Consider the following 18819-nt stretch of genomic DNA (forward strand, 5'->3'; position numbering starts at 1 on the left):
ATTTGGGGACCTCCGATCGAGTCGTCGGCCGCCCGCGCACGGGATGCGTCGCAAGGCCATTTTACTGCGAGCGTATGCACCCGCAGCTGGTAAACGCAATAATTGCAAACATCTGTTCGATATTCATACGCTTGATCCATCGAGCAATGGAGCCTGGCTGCGTTGCCCCGAAAAGAGAATGGCAAAGCAAGAGCGTAGATGGACGAGAAAAGTGTCCGCAAGTCTCATGGCCATCACATCCCACCTGCCAAAGTGATGGGTGAGCGAGCGTTACTCGTGCTCGGACTCCTCAGCCTGCTTACGGCTGCGGATGAGGTGTGCCACGCCGATGCACAGCACTGCGCTGCCAGCGATCCAAGTGAAGGTCACGCCGTTAAGACCGGTCAGCGGGAGGCCGGAGCCTTTCTTGTTCTTGACGGTAAGGGTAACGGTGCCGCCACCAGAAGAGGAATTGGTGACGAGACCAGAGCCATTCTTGGATGTGGTCACCGTCAACGTATTCTCGCCCTCGTTCTGATTAAGACCCGTGGCAGTAATGGTGAACGTGAATTTGGGCACGGTGTTATAGCCGGGGAGCGTATGGGTCTCCTCGACCGTGTAGGCGCCAGCATCGAGGCCCTTGACGCTGATTTCGCCCTTATCATCAGTCGTAAAATCATAAGCAGTATTGCCCAAAGAACCGTTCTCTTAGACATACTGGGCGCCGGCGCCCTCGTCGGTTCCCTTGGAAGAGGTGCCGGGCGGAGAGCGGAGTATGGCCACCGGACCCACCGAAACACATCTCCACCGTTCCTTCAACTGGGAAAATGCCGCCCCGGGGCCCGGGAGGGACCCCGGGGGCTTTCGGCTAACTGCGGAAACGGCCTATCCGCTCAATGTGTTCAGCTGAGATTGGAAATCAACCGGAGAAATCGACCCTCCTAAAAGGAGGCCGTATATAAAGACTGCATATCCCTTTTGTCTCCATATACACAAAAAGCGCCCCTCGGGCGCTTCTGAGAGGCTCCCCCTGGGATGTACCCCAGGGGGAGCCTATGAACCTCAAAGGCCGCTGCGAACCGTTCGCAGTCGGGCCGTCGTCGAAGGTCTCGTTACTTAAGCACAGGCCAGAAATCCTTGTTGGCCTCGATCATGTCGTCGAGAATCTCCTTGGCCACCGTCATGGACGGGACCGTCTTGTTGAGCGTGAACGCCTTGAGCGCCTTCTCATACGAACCCTCGATGCACGCCTCGACCACGAGCTTCTCGGAGTTGAGTTGCTGCATCATGAGGCCCTGCTGGAACAGCGGGATGTTGTCGCGCGAGATGACCTCGGGGCCGTTCTTGCCGATGTAGGCAGGAAGCTCGACCATCGCGTCGTACGGCATGTTCGGGATCGCGCCGCGGTTCTGGCAAATGACCAGGAAGCGAGCGAAGGCGCTACACTTCGAGCGATATTGAGCACCGACGCGGGCGCTAGCGCAGGTGTCGCCCGCGATACTCGGGAGAATCAGCATCGGAATCGGGGGAAGCCGAGGAGGCTGAAGCAGAGGAGGCGAAGGGGGCCGCAAACCTGGAGGCTCCCGCGGTCCACCCGTTTCCGCCATCGCCAGCAGCCGCGTCGGCGTCCAACGTCACCGCGGCGGCAACGGCGGCACGCTGCGCGGCGCGCCGCTTCTTGCGCACGTGCCCGGCCACAACGAGACCCACAACAATCGCCAGCAGCGCGCCCAAAACGCCCAGCGCCACCGCGGTGGTGTTGATGCCCTGCGCCTCCTCGGGCACGGGAACCTCATCCGGAATGCTTGCACGCACACCCGATACCAGCAGGCGGTGCGAGTTCACGCCGTAGGGCGTGCAGGTCATGAGCGTCACGCGGTCCTCGCCGGCGGTCACGCGCAACTTGGAATCGTCGTCGGGCGTAATCACGTCTATGCGGTCGATCTTGTAACCCAGCTCCTCGCCCATCACCTCGATGTAAAACGAGTCGCCAACCTGCAGCTCGTCCAGACGCGTGAACAGGAGCGAGCCCGGCACGCCGCGGTGGCCGGTAAGCACGGCGTGCGTGTTCGCGCCACCCACGGGAAGCGACGTTCCATACAGGTGGCCGGCGCCCGCGGCGAGTACCTCGGTGGAGGTGCCGTGGTACACGGGCAGGTTCACGTCGATCTTAGGAATGCGCACCGAGCACATAAGGCCCGATCCCGCGTTAAGAAGCCCCTGGTAGGTGGTGTCTTGCGAGGCGATGGAATCCTCAGAGCCAGAGGCGGTGGAGGCGCCGGAGGTGCTACCGAACGGGTCCACAACCTCGCCGATGACGTCCTGACCGCCGGCGGCCAGCTGCTCGTTGTAGGCGTGTGCGGCCGCGAGGGCCTCCTCCGCCTGCGGATAGGGCCAGCCATCCACGGTGTTTTGGGCTGCGGTAACTGCGGCCGTTTGCTCAGCCTGGGAAATAGCGCGCAGGACGAGGGGCGTGGCCACGATAACAAAGCCAGCGGCAAAGCACAGAAGGGAAAGCAGGCGCAGGACGAGGGGCGGTTTACGCCGGCTGGGGGAAGCCGGGTTCGAACCGCCGCTCGGCGTGCGCATCGTCGATACGGGCTTGATTGCCTCCATGTGGTTCACCTCCGGGGGTGTGGGTGCGAGGGCGCGGTCAAAGCACCGACCCCGCCGCGGGTCCAAGCGCGACGGGGTGCGGCGAAAGGGAAGATGAGAACGCGACGCGCAGGCGCTGATAGGAGACGACGATCGCCCGCTCGCCGCGTCATCAAGCTAGGGAATTAAGCGCGCATTCGTGCACTCAGGGCGAAGGCGGCGCCAGCAGCCATGAGCAGCACACCCACAGTAACGAAGACCTTGATGCCCAGGTCACCGGTCATAGGCAGCTCGGTGAGATTCTTGGCGTTCTTGATCTGAGCCATAGAAGCGGTTTCGCCCGTACCGAAGGAGACGCGATTGCCGTCGGTATTGGTCGTCTTCTCGTACGCCACGGACGTTACCGTCGTGCCGGCGGTATCAAACGTCGGGGTGATGGTGAACTTGAAATCGGGAAGGCCGATGCTGGTGTAGCCATCAGGAGCCTTAATCTCGTAGACGTGGTACTCGCCAGCAGGGAGACCAGACATGGCGATCTTGCCGTCAGCGCTGGTAGTGAACACGCCCCCGTCCGCATCGGCAGCGGGCTTGGCAGTAGTGAGATTCTTCCAGGCCTTGGTCACAGCGTCCTGCGTCATGAAGGTCTCAGCATTGCTGTCCACGCGGGCAATGGCGAATTGAGCACCAGAGAGCGCGGTGTCACCGGCCATGTTGGTCTTATAGATGCTGAAGTCATAGGTGTACACGCGAACGGTGGGGCCAGGAACCTGGTGCTTTTCGCCGCTCGGGGTACGAGAGTACGCAAGCTCAACGGTGTTGGGGTTACCAACGCCAGCAATAACGGCATCGGAGTCGACAACAGCGGTCAAGGTAACGGTAACCGTAGCGCCAGAGGCAATGTTGTCGTTCGTGTTAACGTAGTGAGCAAGGTCAACCGTGGTGACAGTAGCGTCAGCCTTATTGCAGTTGTCCAAGGGATCGATCCGATTCTTGTCCTGCTTCAGGACGTAGCCGTTGTTATCGGCGTCAGCATCCTCATTAAGCTCGGTGTCGCCAACCTTAACCTTGGTAACCGTAACGTCCTTCAGGCCGTGAGCAGCGGTATCGATAAGCTGCAGCACGCGGGAGCCGTCGACGTAGCCGGTGTAGTCCGGAATCGTGGTGGTAAGGGTATAGGTGATCGTGTCGCCGATACGAGCGTTCATCTTGGTCTTGGAATCGGCATCAGCCTTGTTGACCTTGGTGATCTCCTTGTTGATGGAAGGTTCGTTGGCCTTAAGGGTCACGGTGCCCAGGTTCGCAGTAGCGCCAGCGTAGTCAGGAGCATCCTGATCAGTCGGGTTAACGAGCTTGGTAGCAAGCAGCATCGGGATGGACTGAGACTCAATAGCATTTGCGTTAACGGTGCCCTTCGGATCGGCGGTCGTGTCCATCAGGAACCAGAAACCCTGCTTGCACTCATTCGCGCCGGTCGTCGCATTACCGCTCTTGAAATCCGTCTTGTGATTGTCAGCCACGGAGGAAGTCAGGGTCTTTGCGGAAAGCTTAGTCGCGAATTCACGGAGAGCAGTGGAACTGTTCTTCCACAGCGTCTCAGTGTTTTCGACAGTAGCATTCCCACCAGTCTTAAACACCTTGTCGATAAGGTAGCCCATGGGGTTTGCCTCGGTACCAGTCACGCTACCGTTGTAGTTAGCGTCAGCTTCGTACTCGGTCTTAACGTTTTTGCCGTCCACGGTCATCTCACTCATGACTTCGACAATAACGTTAACGAATTCGTCAGTGGTATCGATCTCGAAGTTGATAGAGGCATTCTCACCCGTACCGGTAACGGTAACGTTCTTCAGGGTGGCGAGCCTCCAGCCCTCGAACGTATGGTCATACGTAGCGGAATCGTTGTTGATGATAGTGATGGTGCCGTCCGTCGGCTGTGCAGGATCCGCAGCCTTGGCCACGGGCGCGCCGCCCAACAGGCCGGTTACGGCGATCGCTACGGCAGCAGCACCGGCGATCAGCTTTTGTACGAATCGGTTCATGATTCCCCTTTCAGAAATGAGCCCGACATTCATAAACATCTATCTACCAGCGCCATCGGACGGGTCGTCCTGGCGGCGCTTTGTAGCGAACCAATACGCTCCCGCAGCGATGCCGCTCAGAAGCATGAGACCGGTGCCCACGAGGAGCATGGAGTTCTCGGTCCATCCCGTGCCGGTGAGCGGGAGGTCCGTGAGGACTTTCACGTTGGTGAAGGTGGAGGCGGGAATGGCGTCGGGCGCGACGTCCTCGCCGATGGTGTTACTCACGGTATTGCCCATGTCGTCCTTCACCTGCGTGACCGTGGTGGAGGTGGTGAGGCCGGTGTACTTACCATCGACCATGACGGCCGTCACCGTGACGGCAACCTGGTACTCGGCCTTGGAGTAGCGGAGCTTATTGACGGCACCGGTGGCGGGCGCGACCTCCTTCAGCGTGTAGGTGTAGGTCTTCTCCCCCGTCGGGTTTGAAGCATCGACCGTGGCGAGGTGATCTTTGGAGAACGTGATCTCCCCAAATTTCGCCACGATGTCGTTGACCTTGGTGGAGCCTGCGGGAGCGGCGGAAATAGTCTTCGGATCGGGCATGGGTGCGCTATCCCTATTTCCCCCCGTAGCCTCAATGCTGAACTCGAACGGCACATAGTTGACTTTGTCGACCTTCGGCCAATCCATGTTTCGAACCGATTTGGTCACCGGGATCTCCACGGACGTGGTGGTGAGAGTATCGGAGATGTACGCGTTGCCGCTCTTGTCGATAGACGGCTTTTTGTCCTTGTCCCACGTGACGGAACCGTCCGTGTTCACCGTGAACCGAAAATCCGTCGGGTTCTTCTCGTAGCCAAACGGAGCCTGGGTCTCAGCAAGCGTGTACGTGCCCGGCAGCAAGCCCTCAAGCTTGAACTTGCCATCCGTGGCGTCGGTATTGGCCCACGTGGTGTCGCTCAACTTCGACCGGTCGCTCACGGTCCAGGACTTCACTTCGGTCGAGCCATCGGCACCCAGTTTCGCAAGCTTCCACTCGGAACCAGGCAACGGATCGTGCTTCTCATCTCCGTCCTCAACCTTGGTCCAAGACACTGTACCAGTGGTCTTGGTGTTGGCGATGGCTCTCTTCGGACTGGAAATCTCGTTGCCGTTGGTGTCCACGTTGCCCACAAGGTTGAGCTCATCGCCCGTGTGGAACATCTTCGAGGTATAGATCGTATTGGAAAGCTCGTAGCCCTCCGGCGCCTTAGTCTCACGAATGTAGTACGTGAAGTAGTCCTTGTCATCAGGGTTGCCAATATTGGCCTTCTGGTTCAGGTAGTTGAACTGAATGGTACCAACGGTAGGATCGGAGTCATTCGTGCCGTTATCCACAATGGAGACGATACGGTTCTCATTGTTCTGCGCATCGTTCTCGGTCGCGTAGATGGCCCACTCGGAACCCGCGAGCGGTTTGGCGTCCGCAGCGTCGACCTTGCTCCACGCAATGGCAGAGCCGTCCGGTGTATACGAACCAGACCACGGGAAGTTGTGACGCTCCTGGTCCATGTCGATGACGGAAGCCGAGTTACCCTCACCAAATGCTGCGGCAACCTTCGGGCTGTTCATTGAGAAATCGACGCCCACATAAACGCGGCCGTTGGTAGTAACATGGTCGTCGAAACTTCCGTTGGGAACGAGAATCGATCCGATCATAGCCGCCGCAGGATCGTCGTCAGTCCACTTGGCACCGGTAGTTGCGCCACCGTATCCCCAGTCCGCGCGGTCCTCTCCCGCGATGCCGCCCCGAATGGTAAGGCTTTGCGTATCGACAAAGTTCCACATGATGGACTGGGAAGCCAGCGAGTATTTCGCGTCAAGGTCTTTCTTGGCGTACTGACTCTCGTAACCGCGAGATATTTCTGTATCTCCCCACCAGAAGCGCCAGCCGTTGTGGAACTCGACAGGATTAGTACCTGTAACGTTCACGACAATGGATGCGCCTTCGGGGATATTGGTGAACTTAAAGTCGACGCCGCGGTAGTAGACGCCATTCTTCCAGTTGGAGAGCTCGGAACCGGCGATGGTGAAGACCTGTTGCATAGAAGTTCCATCGCCGGTAAAGGTGATGAGTCGCTCGGTGTTGCGAATCTTATTGCTCGGGATTCCGGTATCGAGCGCACCGGAAACAGACTTGCCGCTACCATCGTCGCTACCATCGAATTTGAGTGTATAGCTTGTTCCGTCGTTATTGTACTTGTTGATGACGTAGTTGCTATTAGGCTCTGCAAAGCCGTTGACATCCACCTCGCCGGTATCTTCAAACGAGTCGAGCTGTTTCGATAGCTTCGAGAGGTATCCATTTGTACCGTTATAGCTCGAATAATCGTTACCGTTGACATTAGTCAAATCAACAGCTTTATTGAACAGGGTGCTTTCCAGAGCAGACAAGCCCTCGTACCAATTACCCTGCATTGTCACCACAGACTGGCGTTTATAGTCGCTATCGCGCCAGTATGTGATGGGGCCTGCGATTTGCGCGGTGTAGGCAAAGCCGGAAGGAGTCGCGCCCTCAAAAGGTCTCTGCTGTCCGACCCAAGCGCCTTTGTTCCAAGCGCCAACGGTAGTCGCCCCCGGCAAGTTGCCGTTGTAACCAACGCTCATTTTGGTGATCGCACTGTCGATTCCGGCGACCGCAAGCACGGTGCTGCCGTAGACAGGACGGAACTGGGAACCAAAACCAACGGTGCCAAAGCGGAAACCAGCGCCGCCACTATTATTATAGGGCCAGCTCTCTTTGAGTGGATTCATGGCAAGCTTGCCACGGACCACGGTAAGGCCCTCCGCCTCAGCGGCATATGAGCCGGTGGGGGCGTTGTCCGCATCAAGATCGATAGTGCCGTCGCTCGGCTTATCGCTCGGCTTGCCACCGATGTACATGTCGCGGCCGACGTAGGTGGCCACGCCGGGATCAGGGGTTGAGACATTGATATTCGTACCGATACCGATAGACGTGGGAACGTAAATTCCCGGCTTCACGGTGGCCGTCGCTCCCGCTGAAGCCGCATTCGCACTCTGAGCCTGCTCAACACTATTTGAAGAGCCAGACTCGCCGCCATCGGTCTCGTCGCTATTCTGGTTTTCGGCATCCTCGCTGGTGTTACCTACAGCAGCGGACTCACTTGAGGAACCCCCCCCCCATTACAGTTTCCTCGGCAGAAACTGTCTGGGCGTCGTTGGCGATGGCCTGCGAGATCGGGGGCATAACGAGCGACAGCACCAGGCTCAAAACGGAAGCTCCGCACAAAACACCTGCTAGTACACGATGTGCCGCTTTATTGTTCTGCTTAGATTTATCCGAATTTGCCGCCATCGATGCCTCCCCCCCAAGAGACTGCGATCTTGCTCTTTCACAAATTAACCTTGGGCGCACAACCTATAATTGCTCGCGCTCAATATGCATATTATTACTCAATGTTTAAACAACGAAAAGCCCATTTCAATCAATTTCTTTTCTCAGAGTCTTATTTCTTGACATTTGTTCAACTTATGCAGTGTTATTCGATTTTTCAGTTTTAGAAAACCACAGGTAGAATTGTTGGCAAATAGAGGTAAATAACACTCTGTTGTTATTTGCACAACATTTTGTTTTAACCCACTCAATCTGTGAACGGTCGATATTTGGCTGTGAGTGGTCGTTTGTTCACCGCATCGATTCGCCACGGGACAAAAAAGCGTCCCGGCAATCGGTTGCCGGGACGCCTGATCGAACCACCACAAAGGTGCCTGTCCCCTTTGCGGTGATTCTCCCCCAGCGCTACAGCAGATGCTCCTCGATAAAGATCGCGATGCCGTCTTCGTCGTTGCTGGCGGTTACAAAGTCCGCAGCGGCGCGGGTGGCATCGCTGCCGTTTGCCATGGCCACGCCCACGCCGGCGTCGGCCACCATGCAGGGGTCGTTGTCGGCATCGCCAAACACGCAGATGTTCTGGAGCTCCATGTCGTTGAGCTCCGCCACGCGCACAAGGCCGCGCGTCTTGGACACGCGCGGATCCATGAACTCGTAGAGGCGCTGCGTGGTTTGCAGGGCGGCCGCCTTAACGGTGTCATCGGCGAACGTCGATGCGCGCTCGATGACCTGCGGCATCACCTCGGGCGCCATGGTAAACATCACCTTGGGCTGCGGCTCGCGCAAGAACTCGGCAAAATCGACCACCTTATAGGGCACGCCGTCGACACGCGATAGATGCTCGACGCATGCATTGGTCTCGGGAACGTAGAACACGCCGTCTCGGGGGCAAACGGGCGTTGCCGGAAGGTCCGCCATGTGCTTGCAGATGCGCGCGATGGTTTCGCCCGGCAGCGGGTAGCTCAGCTCGTTGATGCCGTGCGCGCGGTCGATGACCTCGGCGCCGCCACAGCCCACCATCACGTCTACCAGGCCGTCGATGCCCCAGAGCTCGTACATAGCCTCGGTCGCGTGGGCGTCGCGCCCGGTGCACAGGCCAAAGAGCACGCCGCGCTCGCGCAGGGCGCGGATCGCGACCACGGTGCGCGGGGACACCGTGTGCTCGCTTGTGAGCAGCGTGCCGTCGATATCGCAGAACACGGCTTTGATGTGGCCGAAGGTGGCGTCCATGGGGCCCTTTCTGGGTAGTGTGGCGGTGTGGGAAGCGATTGGAAATGGAGTACATGGTATACCAAGGCGCGAGCACGGCACGCAGGAGCAAAAACCACCACAAAGGTGCCTGTCCCCTTTGTGGTGGCTTGTGGTGCTCGGGTCTCAGCGCAATCCATCACAACATTCGACGTTTTTCGGCAAAATCGCGATTTTCATCGAATGTTGTGACGGTTTTACCGCTCTGCAGCACGATCCAGATGCCCGCGTCCAAACAGCAGCAGCGCTGCGGGAACTGCCGTTACGACCAGGCCCGCGCCTACGAGTGTCTGTTGCACGCCAAATGTTGCTGCTAGCCACGGGGCAATCGCCAGCGGGGCCACGCCGGCGAACATGTTGCCAAAGCCCATGACCGAGTTGACGCGACCGAGCTGCTCGAGCGGAGCCGTCGTTTGCACGATCGTGTTGTGGAGCGGATTGACGACGCCCCAGGCCACGCCCAGGGCAATCTGGCCGACGAGGGCCACGCCCACGTACGGCGTTCCCACGTAGAGCAGGCTTCCCAGACCCACGGACATAAGCGCCACGAGCAGCGTTTTTAGGTTGACCAGGTGCGGCGGCAAGCGGAGCGCGGCCACGGCGCCCAGCACCGCGCCCACACCGCTGGCCGACGAGAGCCAACCCATCCATTCGACACCGACGTGCAGGACATCGCGGTAGAAGAACGACTCCAGCGGATCGAAGGCACCGTAGCCAAAGTTTGAAAGGAAAATAATGCAGAACAGCAGGGCGAGGACGCTGTTGGTGAAGACCGTCTTGATGCTGGCTGCGAAGGTAGCGCGGGAAGATGCGTTGGGATCGGGACTTTGTCCCGCACGCTCCCCTTCCTCTGCCGAATCGGCATCCGCATCCCCGGCGACATGGCTGGTCTGCGGCCTAAAGCCCCAACCAGCGACGAGCGCCAACACTGTAAAGATCATCATGAGCACGAACACCGCGCGCGACGACGCAGCCGCCGCGACAAAGCCGCCCAGTGTGGGGCCGACGATAATGCTCACGTTGGAGAACATGGCGATGGCGGAGTTGATGTCTTTGAGCTCGACAGGATCGTCGGTGAGATAGGCCGGATAGGATGTGGCGATGGGCTGGGCGAATCCCATCACAAAGCCCAGGAGCACCGCGCCGAGCAGGACGATGCCGGTCGCGCTGCCAAAAACGAGGATCGCCGCGCCGGTTGCCAACGTGCCCACGATGCTCAGCAAGAAATGACGGCGCGGGCCCCAGGCGTCAAGCGCCGCGCCACCCGCAAAGGATCCCAAGATCACGAATACGTTCATAAACAGGACGGCCAGCAATGTCGCCACGACCGAGGCATCGTCTGCATAGGTGAGCGTTCCGATGACGCCGATGAAGTAGCTGGTCTGAAAACCGGTGTAGATGAGAAAGCGCATCGCCACCAGGCGTTTGGCCTGCACGGACAGCGAAGGTTGAGGCTTTGAGAAAAGAGAGGCGAGCATGGAGACTCCTTGTTTCGTACGAATGCGGACGGCGGGCATTCGCCACCGTCTGTCAAATCAATCTATCCGCATGAAACATTAAGGACGCATCAGGACCCTTCTCTCCGTTTTTCGCCCGTCATGAACTACTTGGTAGATTGTAAGACATGTCCCACACATCTACTAAAGCAAAAACCACCACAAAGGTGCCTGGCCCCTTTGTGGTGGCCGGACTCGCAGGATGGCCTGGCCCGGGGCGCAAACCATCACAACATTCGACGTTTTTCGGCAAAATCGCGATTTTCATCGAATGTTGTGATGGTTTTTACTGCAAAGCAAAATCCACCACAAAGGTGCCTGGCCCCTTTGTGGTGGAAATGACGTTTGCCCAGATAAAACCTGCCAAAATAAACCTGTCCCTATTTGGCATGTTATGGCAGCGCAGCGAGCCGGTTCCAAGTGCCCCAGGTCGCCCCGAAAGAGGAGCGACGCGTACTTTGGTACGCGAGCGACGGCTTGAGGGGCGAGATGGGGTGCTTGGGGCCGGCGCAGCGTCAAGCCTGAAGGTGGTCTTGAATCAGGTCGCAGATGGCTCGGGCGTCGTTGATGTTGATGGCTCGGGTCGCGAAGCCGGCATCGAAGGCCTGACGCGCCAGGGCTTCGTTGCAGGCAAGGGCCAGCGTGTGACCGTCGACCAGGTCGAGCGAGCTCTTGCCGCGCAGACGGTCGACACCGGAGCGCGCGACCACGATGTTGTCGAAGCCCTCGGTCTTGTAGCCCTCGATGATCACCACGTCGACATCGTTGTAGCGCGACAGCAGCTCGCGCGCGGGCATCTCGTCCTCCTCGCGCGTGTCGGCGTACTCCGCCCAGCGCGTGGCGCAGATGAGGCCCACGTGCTTGGATCCGGCCTGGTGATGGCGCCACGTATCCTTAGCGGGTACATCGATATCAAAGCCGTGATGCCCATGATGCTTGAGCGAACCCACGCGCAGGCCGCGGCGGGTGAGCTCGGCGATAACCTTCTCGACGAGCGTGGTCTTGCCCGAGTTTTGGTAGCCGATAAACGCGATCGCGGGGACGGCCGGTGTCGGAGCTGCGGGTGCGACGGCGACGGGTGCGCTCGCGGGTGCAACACCGTCAGCGGCCACGGCCTCAGCAGCAGCGGTCTGACGCTCTGCACGATCCCACACGCCCGAGCGGCCGCCCTCCTTGTGCAGCAGGCGCACGTCGACGATCTCCATACCGCGATCGACCGCCTTGCACATGTCGTAGATGGTCAGGCACGCGGCGCTCGCGCCGGTCAGGGCCTCCATCTCGATACCCGTCTTGCCCGTCACGCCGGCCGTAACCAGCACGTGAAAGCCGACCTGCCCGTCCGCGCGCGCCGGCGCCCAGCCCTCGGGCACGTCATCGACAGGCGTCCCCGCCGGAGCGATGGGCGCAATGTCGCACTTGCTCTTGGTAATGAGCAACGGATGGCACATGGGGATGATGTCGCTCGTGCGTTTGATGGCCATGATGCCCGCCACACGCGCGCAAGCAAGCACGTCGCCCTTTTTGGCGCGATCCCGCAGCACCATAGCCTGCGTCTCGGGATGCATGAGGATGGTGCCCTCGGCGATGGCTATGCGATGGGTCTCGGCCTTGTCGGACACGTCGACCATGCGCACCTCGCCCTTAGCGTCCACGTGCGTCAGCTCGTCGCGACGGGCGTCGCGGGCGGGCTCGATGGCAGCACTGGCAGACGGCTGCGCGCCTGCAACGGCATCGCTGGCCGCAGCCGTGACTTTGCGGGCAGACATCGCGGCCCTGCGAGCGGCCTTGGTGGCATCGGCGTACCTGCTCTTGGCCATATGATCATCCTCCGATTTGGGACATAAATCGTTGCGTGCCCTCAATTATCGCGTGTTCCTGCGGTTTGTGGGCCACGGCATCGCGCCAAATCGAAAGTACCTGCATATCATCACCACGGCGCAGGGCGTCGCGCACCGAATACTCGGCATCGCTGAACAGGCACGGACGCACGTTGCCATCGGCCGTCAGGCGCAGACGGTTGCAGTTCGCGCAAAAATGGTTGGACATGGCGCTGATGAAACCGACCGTTCCCGCCGCGCCCGGAAAGTGCCAGTAGCGCGCAGGGCCCGCGCCGGCAGGGGCGTCGTTGATGTCGAGCGGCTCGAGCTCGCCCAGTCCCGTCGCGGCGGCCCCGTCATTGATGCGCGCCCGCAGCTCGTCGCTCGGCACGGTATCGCTCGCGTCCCACAGTTCGGGATTGAGCGCGGGCACATGCGGGTCCACAGCGCAATGCGAGCTCGTGTGCTCGTCGCCGATGGGCATATATTCGATAAAGCGCAGGTGGATGGGGCGGTCAAGCGTGAGCCGCGCAAGGGCCGCCACATCCTGGTTGAGCCGACGCACCACAACGCAGTTGACCTTAACGGGCTCAAAGCCCCAAGCCAGTGCCGCGTCGATGCCAGCCATGGTCTGCTCGAGCCGACCCAAGCGCGTGATCTTTCCAAAGAGCGTAGGGTCGAGCGTATCGAGCGAGATGTTGACGCGGTTAAGCCCCGCGTCCTTGAGCTGCGGCGCTAGCTTGGGCAGCAGGGCGCCGTTGGTGGTGAGCGAGATGTCCTCGATCTGCGGAATCGCGCGGATGTCGCGAATAAGCGGGATGATACGGCGGCTGACCAGCGGCTCGCCGCCCGTCAGGCGTACGCGGCGAATGCCCTCCCCCGCTACCAAGCGCACAAAGCGGGCGATTTCCTCGGCGCTGAGCAGCTCGTCATGCGCGCGGGGCGCCACGCCATCGGCCGGCATGCAATAGATGCAGCGGAAATTGCACTTGTCGGTAACGGCAATGCGCAGGTAGTTGATATCGCGGCCAAAGCCGTCATGTTGCACGTGCCCGTCCACGCAGCCCTCCCCTCACGCGGCGTTTTATTCTTCAGAAAACATAATACCCCACGGGAGAATCATGCCGACACCCGTACGACAGGACAGGTCGCTTCGAGCAAGACGGACTTCCCAAGCCCATCCTCAGCATACAAACCATCACAACATTCGATGCTTTTCCCGTTTTTGGCGAAAAACGTCGAATGTTGTGATGGTCTGCCTGCCCACGGCACCCCGTAGAAGGGCCAAGGCGCCCCTAAAGGCCGCCGTCCCAGTGCCGAATCACGAATTCTCGCAGGTCGTTCTGCCGCTTTTGGAACGCTTCGCTTCGGTCGCACTTGAGACCCATAGCGAGCGCGATGGCGTTCATCGCCCGGTGCAATTGCAGCTGGTGGGCAAACTGAGTCCCGGTGAGGACGATCATCCTAAAGCCCAGCGCGCTCAGCACGGTCATACGCTCCGCATCCGACGCGCTGCGCTGTTTATCAAGATGGTCCGAGCCGTTGTATTCGATCCCCGTACCGCTCGCAGGCGCATATACGTCGATCTCGAAATACCCGGACTTTGCGAGATACTTGAACTCGTTGGGAACATCGACCCGATGGTTGAGCTCGATCTTGGTGTATCCCAGCCCGCCCTGGGAACGTTTTGCTACGACCATGATTGCGGTGGCCGTCTCCATGGGCGACCGCGCGCCATCGTGCACGCGCTTGAGCACGGCGGCCGCGCGTATAGCCCCCTGACGAGATCGGTTCTCATTGCAATAAGCAATCAAGTCGGCAACGGTATACCTCTGCCCTATCTCGATATAATCGCCTGTCGACAGATGATTCAAATGGTATCGGGCACAGATTTCGTAGCCATATTCCAACTGCTCGGGCTCGCTCAACCACGAACCCGCCTGGACAAAGCACATGGCCTCATCAACCACCAGAAGGCCCTCTGCCACCTCGATAAGATGGCCTGAAGGTACCGGCGCCCCAAACACATGGCACCTAAATCCAGCCGGCGTCGAGCGCTCAAAATCGAAGTTGACGAGCGTATCGATATGATCGAGCTCTTCTCGTGGAATACCAAGCGAGACCAGATAATCGGCAACGATCCCAACTGCCGTTGAAGCCCTCAGCCCTTTGGCATCGAGCCCCAATTTGGGCAGGCCCGCAGTCGGCTCCGCCTCGCTAGCAAGCGAGTCCTCATCGTATAGGCTGCTTGCTCGCGAGAGCGGCTCGGACGGGCGCGCCACGTTGTGGTACAGCCAGGCAGTCTTATGGGACAGGACGATCGGCAGGTCCATGAGCCCTCCAATGGAGTCGGATAACCAACCTTATTCCCCTGCCCACGGGTCCGCACACCTTCGCGCTCAAGAAAGCGATTCCACCCGGTCGAGTGGCAGAAAAACCATCACAACATTCGATGCTTTTCCTGATTTTGGCAAAAACCGTCGAATGTTGTGATGGTTTGAGGTGAGGGGCACGGAGGGATCAAAGCATCGTGCTCGAACGGGTTAATCCAGCTCTTTTAAGCCATGCGCCAGCTGCCAGTACTCGCCGTGCTGGGCGAGCAGCTCTTCGTGCGTGCCGCGCTCGATGATGCGGCCGTGTTCGAGGACCATGATGGCGTCGGCGTCGCGGACGGTGGACAGGCGGTGCGCGATCATAAACGTGGTGCGACCGCGCATGATGCGGTCCATACCGCGCTCGATGAGCTTTTCGGTACGCGTGTCGATGGAACTCGTGGCCTCGTCCAGGATGAGCACCGGCGGATCGGCGACGGCCACGCGCGCGATGGCGAGCAGCTGACGCTGACCCTGCGACAGGTTGGCGCCGTCGGCCGTGACCGGTGTGTCGTAGCCCCGCGGCAGGCGGCGGATAAACGAGTCGGCGCAGGCGGCCTCGGCAGCGGCGCGCACCTCCTCGTCGGTCGCGTCGAGCTTGCCAAAGCGGATGTTCTGCGCAATGGTGCCGCTAAACAGGTGCGTGTCCTGCAGCACAATGCCGAGCGACCCGCGCAGGCTGGCCTTGGCAATGTGCTTGACGTCGATGCCGTCGTACGTGATCTCGCCGTCATCGACCTCGTAGAAGCGGTTGATGAGGTTGGTGATGGTCGTCTTTCCGGCGCCCGTCGAGCCCACAAACGCGATCTTTTGCCCCGGCTTGGCAAACAGGTTGAGATCCGTGAGCACACGGGTGCCCGGCACGTAGGAAAAATCCACGGCATGGAAGCGCACGTCGCCGGCAAGCGGGACCAAGCCGCACGTGAGCTCGGTGCCGTCGGCGGCCACCGCGCGGCCCGACTCATCAACGGCTGCCACGTCATGCAGATGCCCATACGCGCCCACGCCCTGGCCCTCGGGAATCTTCCACGCCCACGCGGCGTCGCCCGTCTGCACCAGTTCCACGCAGCCCTCGTCCACCTCGGGCTTAAGGTCCATAGCCGCAAACAGGCGCTCGGCACCGGCCAACGCGTTGAGCAAGAAGTTGCCGAGCTGCGTAAACTGGTTGATGGGCATGGCCGCCTGGCGCACAAAGACCAGGTAGCTCGCGAGCGCGCCCACGTCGGCGAGCCCCTTGATGCAGAGCATGCCGCCCGCCACCGCGACGATGGCATAGTTGACGTAGCCAATCACGACGGTCATGGGCACCATGGAGTTGGCGTAGCTCACGGCGGCGGTGCCGGTGCGGCGAAGCTCGTCGTTGCGGCAGGTGAAGCCGGCGACATTCGCTGCCTCGCGGTTAAAGACCTTGATGACCTTTTGGCCCGAGACCATCTCTTCGATATATCCGTCCAGGTCGCCAAGCGATGCCTGCTGGGCAGCAAAGAAACGCTTAGAGCGCGCGCCCGAGTAGCGCGCATACAGCACAATGGCCGCATCGCACACGAGTGTGATAATCGTGAGCTGCCAGTTAAGGATGATGAGCATAGCCGTGGTGCCCACAACCTGAATGGCGGCCTGAATCACGTTGGCAAAGCTGTTGTTAAGCGCCTCGGAGACGGTGTCGACGTCGTTGGTGAAAAAACTCATGATGTCGCCCGAGCGCGTGCTGTCAAAATAACTGAGCGGCAGCGTCTGGATGTGCGCGAACAGGTCGCGGCGAATATCGGACACCACGTGTTGGGCCGCGCGCACCATAATCTGCGAGTAGCCCAGGGCCGAAAGCACGCCCGCGGCGTAGATGATCGCCGTCAGGATGACCTGCTTGGCGAGCAGTTCATCCCCGCCCGTGGCCAAACCGTTAACGATGGGGCGCACCATGTAGGTGCCGACGAGGCTCGCGATGGCGGCGACGGAGGCGAGCACGCCCACCGCGAGCAACGAGAACTTGGCATGCCCCATGTAGGAGAGCAGGCGGCGCACCGTGCGCTTGAGGTCGGCCGGGCGTGCTTGGGCTGCGGTCTTAGGCATGGCGCTCACCCCCTTCCAAGGGCAATCCGCTGGGAACGGAGGAAAACGGATCATTCGCGCAGCCATCGTCGCCGCCGGCGCCGGCGTCCACGTTCCCCGCAAACTCCATCTGCGAGGCGTAAACCTCCTGGTAGATGTTGTCGCCCGCCAGCAGTTCCTCGTGCGTGCCCACGCCGTGGACACGACCGTCATCCAACACCACAATGCGATCGGCATCCATGACGCTCGCGATGCGCTGGGCGATGATGAGCACGGTCGTATTGGGAATCCGAGCGATGTGCTCGCGAATCTTAGCGTCGGTCGCCATATCGACCGCGCTGGTGGAGTCATCAAAAATGAGCACGCGCGGATGCTTGAGCAGTGTGCGTGCGATGCACAGGCGCTGCTTCTGGCCACCCGAGACACCGGCGCCGCCTTGGCCCAACTCGCCGTCGAGTCCGCCGATGCGATCAAGGAACTCGTCCACGCACGCCGCGCGGCAAGCCGCGAGGAGCTCATCGTCCGACGCCTGCGGATTACCCCACTGCAGGTTCTCGCGCACGGTGCCCGTGAACAGTACATTCTTTTGCAGCACAATGCCCACGGCATCGCGTAAGGTCGCGAGGTCGTAGTCGCGCACGTCGTGTCCGCCCACAAGCACGGTGCCCTCAGTGGCGTCGTACAGGTGCGCAATCAGCTGCACAAGCGAACTCTTGCCCGAGCCCGTGCCGCCGAGGATGCCCACCGTCGAGCCGCTCTCGATGCGAAGGTCGATATGCTCGAGCACATCCTCGGCAGCATCCGCGCGGTATTTAAACGACACGTCGCGAAACTCGATACTGCCGTCCGTTGGCGCCGCAGTCGCGAGGTCCCCCGCAAGATTGGCGATAAAGGGCTCTTCATCGAGCACCTCTGCGATACGGCCCACGCTCGTGAGAGCGCGTGTGAGCAGCAAAAACACGTTGGAAATCATCATGAGCGAGTTCATGATCAGCAGCACGTAACTCATAAAGCCCGTGAGCGAGCCCACGCCCAAGCGACCTTCGATGATCATGCGGCCGCCAATCCACAGGATGGAGAGCGCAGCCACGTACATCGACAGCTGAAACACCGGCAGGTTGAGCACCGCGCTGCCAAAGGTCTTTGTCGCAGTGCGCGCAAGCTCGGTATTGACTGCGTCGAACTTGGCCTCCTCGTGCTCGGTACGAACGTAGGCCTTGACGGCACGCACGGCGGTGAGGTCCTCCTGTACCACGCCGTTGAGGTGGTCCATCGAGGTCTGGAGTTGGCGGTAGAGCGGACTGACGCGATAGGTGATGACGCCCAGTACGATTGCCAGCACGGGCAAGATGATCGCAAAGACGGTGGCGAGCGGGCGCGACAGCATCAGCGCGTAGATAAGGCCGACGATAAGCGTCACCGGGCCGCGCACCATAGGGCGAAAGCCGTTGCCCACAGCATTTTGGATAACGGTGATGTCCGTGGTCATGCGGGTGACGAGCGAGCTGGCGTCGTAGTTGTCCAGGTTACCAAAAGCGAGCGTCTGAATCTTTTTGTACTCGGCCTCGCGCAGGTTAGCGCCTAGGCCCGAGGCAACGCGGGCGGACGTGCGGGCATAACCCAAGCCCAGTACCAGCGAAAGCGCAGCGCACACCAACATGTACGCGCCCTGCAGCAGCATGTAGTTGATATCACCCGCAGGCACGCCCACATCGATGATGTTGGCCATGATGACCGGGATAAACAGCTCGAGCACCGTCTCGACCGACACAAAGAACACGCCGAGGATGGCATCGCGACGGTATGCCCCTAGATAGGAAAACAGTATTTTGAGATTGCGCACGCAGGTTCAAC

The 18819-nt window shown here is 60.1% G+C and carries 13 protein-coding genes; all 13 read right to left on the reverse strand.

Annotated features, from left to right (window positions below; all coding sequences use genetic code 11):
- Positions 1-270: 270 nt before the first annotated feature.
- Complete coding sequence (locus ABHR63_RS02300) at positions 271-675, reverse strand: prealbumin-like fold domain-containing protein (protein WP_346964857.1); 405 nt, start codon at positions 673-675, stop codon at positions 271-273.
- 416 nt (positions 676-1091) lie between these two features.
- A complete protein-coding gene (locus ABHR63_RS02305) occupies positions 1092-1496 on the reverse strand; it encodes a family 4 glycosyl hydrolase (RefSeq protein WP_346964858.1) in 405 nt (134 codons plus the stop codon).
- Positions 1456-2595, reverse strand: coding sequence for a class C sortase (locus tag ABHR63_RS02310; RefSeq protein ID WP_346964859.1), 1140 nt, complete (start codon positions 2593-2595; stop codon positions 1456-1458). Before ABHR63_RS02310 ends, ABHR63_RS02305 begins: the two co-directional genes overlap by 41 nt.
- Before the next feature lie 164 nt (positions 2596-2759).
- Positions 2760-4610, reverse strand: coding sequence for a SpaA isopeptide-forming pilin-related protein (locus tag ABHR63_RS02315; protein WP_346964860.1), 1851 nt, complete (start codon positions 4608-4610; stop codon positions 2760-2762).
- Positions 4611-4649: 39 nt separating this feature from the next.
- Entirely contained in the window at positions 4650-7613 is a 2964-nt protein-coding gene (locus ABHR63_RS02320; RefSeq protein ID WP_346965863.1) for a SpaA isopeptide-forming pilin-related protein, read from the reverse strand.
- Positions 7614-7752: 139 nt separating this feature from the next.
- Positions 7753-7947, reverse strand: coding sequence for a hypothetical protein (locus ABHR63_RS02325; protein WP_346965864.1), 195 nt, complete (start codon positions 7945-7947; stop codon positions 7753-7755).
- Positions 7948-8391: 444 nt separating this feature from the next.
- Positions 8392-9213: an HAD family hydrolase gene (locus tag ABHR63_RS02330; RefSeq protein WP_346964863.1), complete on the reverse strand. Its 822-nt coding sequence runs from the start codon at positions 9211-9213 to the stop codon at positions 8392-8394.
- Positions 9214-9428: 215 nt separating this feature from the next.
- Positions 9429-10709, reverse strand: a complete 1281-nt coding sequence (locus tag ABHR63_RS02335; protein WP_346964864.1) for an MFS transporter — start codon at positions 10707-10709, stop codon at positions 9429-9431.
- 533 nt (positions 10710-11242) lie between these two features.
- A complete protein-coding gene (mobB, locus tag ABHR63_RS02340; RefSeq protein WP_346964865.1) occupies positions 11243-12544 on the reverse strand; it encodes a molybdopterin-guanine dinucleotide biosynthesis protein B in 1302 nt (433 codons plus the stop codon).
- A gap of 4 nt (positions 12545-12548) precedes the next feature.
- Entirely contained in the window at positions 12549-13604 is a 1056-nt protein-coding gene (gene moaA, locus ABHR63_RS02345; RefSeq protein WP_346964866.1) for a GTP 3',8-cyclase MoaA, read from the reverse strand.
- Between the two features lie 235 nt (positions 13605-13839).
- Complete coding sequence (locus ABHR63_RS02350) at positions 13840-14877, reverse strand: hypothetical protein (protein ID WP_346964867.1); 1038 nt, start codon at positions 14875-14877, stop codon at positions 13840-13842.
- Positions 14878-15087: 210 nt separating this feature from the next.
- Positions 15088-16986, reverse strand: a complete 1899-nt coding sequence (locus tag ABHR63_RS02355; protein ID WP_346964868.1) for an ABC transporter ATP-binding protein — start codon at positions 16984-16986, stop codon at positions 15088-15090.
- Positions 16979-18808 (reverse strand): ABC transporter ATP-binding protein, encoded by a 1830-nt coding sequence (locus tag ABHR63_RS02360; protein ID WP_346964869.1) that lies wholly within the window; start codon positions 18806-18808, stop codon positions 16979-16981. The genes ABHR63_RS02355 and ABHR63_RS02360 overlap by 8 nt, the downstream gene beginning before the upstream one ends.
- Positions 18809-18819: the final 11 nt, after the last annotated feature.

The organism is Collinsella aerofaciens (genome assembly GCF_039752775.1).
GTDB lineage: Bacteria > Actinomycetota > Coriobacteriia > Coriobacteriales > Coriobacteriaceae > Collinsella > Collinsella aerofaciens_R.

Coding starts and splice junctions, on each gene's coding strand:
- ABHR63_RS02305 (WP_346964858.1), bottom strand. CDS start 1,496: ATGCTGATTCTCCCGAGTATCGCGGGCGACACCTGCGCTAGCGCCCGC.
- ABHR63_RS02310 (WP_346964859.1), bottom strand. CDS start 2,595: ATGGAGGCAATCAAGCCCGTATCGACGATGCGCACGCCGAGCGGCGGT.
- ABHR63_RS02315 (WP_346964860.1), bottom strand. CDS start 4,610: ATGAACCGATTCGTACAAAAGCTGATCGCCGGTGCTGCTGCCGTAGCG.
- ABHR63_RS02325 (WP_346965864.1), bottom strand. CDS start 7,947: ATGGCGGCAAATTCGGATAAATCTAAGCAGAACAATAAAGCGGCACAT.
- ABHR63_RS02330 (WP_346964863.1), bottom strand. CDS start 9,213: ATGGACGCCACCTTCGGCCACATCAAAGCCGTGTTCTGCGATATCGAC.
- ABHR63_RS02335 (WP_346964864.1), bottom strand. CDS start 10,709: ATGCTCGCCTCTCTTTTCTCAAAGCCTCAACCTTCGCTGTCCGTGCAG.
- mobB (WP_346964865.1), bottom strand. CDS start 12,544: ATGGCCAAGAGCAGGTACGCCGATGCCACCAAGGCCGCTCGCAGGGCC.
- ABHR63_RS02350 (WP_346964867.1), bottom strand. CDS start 14,877: ATGGACCTGCCGATCGTCCTGTCCCATAAGACTGCCTGGCTGTACCAC.
- ABHR63_RS02355 (WP_346964868.1), bottom strand. CDS start 16,986: ATGCCTAAGACCGCAGCCCAAGCACGCCCGGCCGACCTCAAGCGCACG.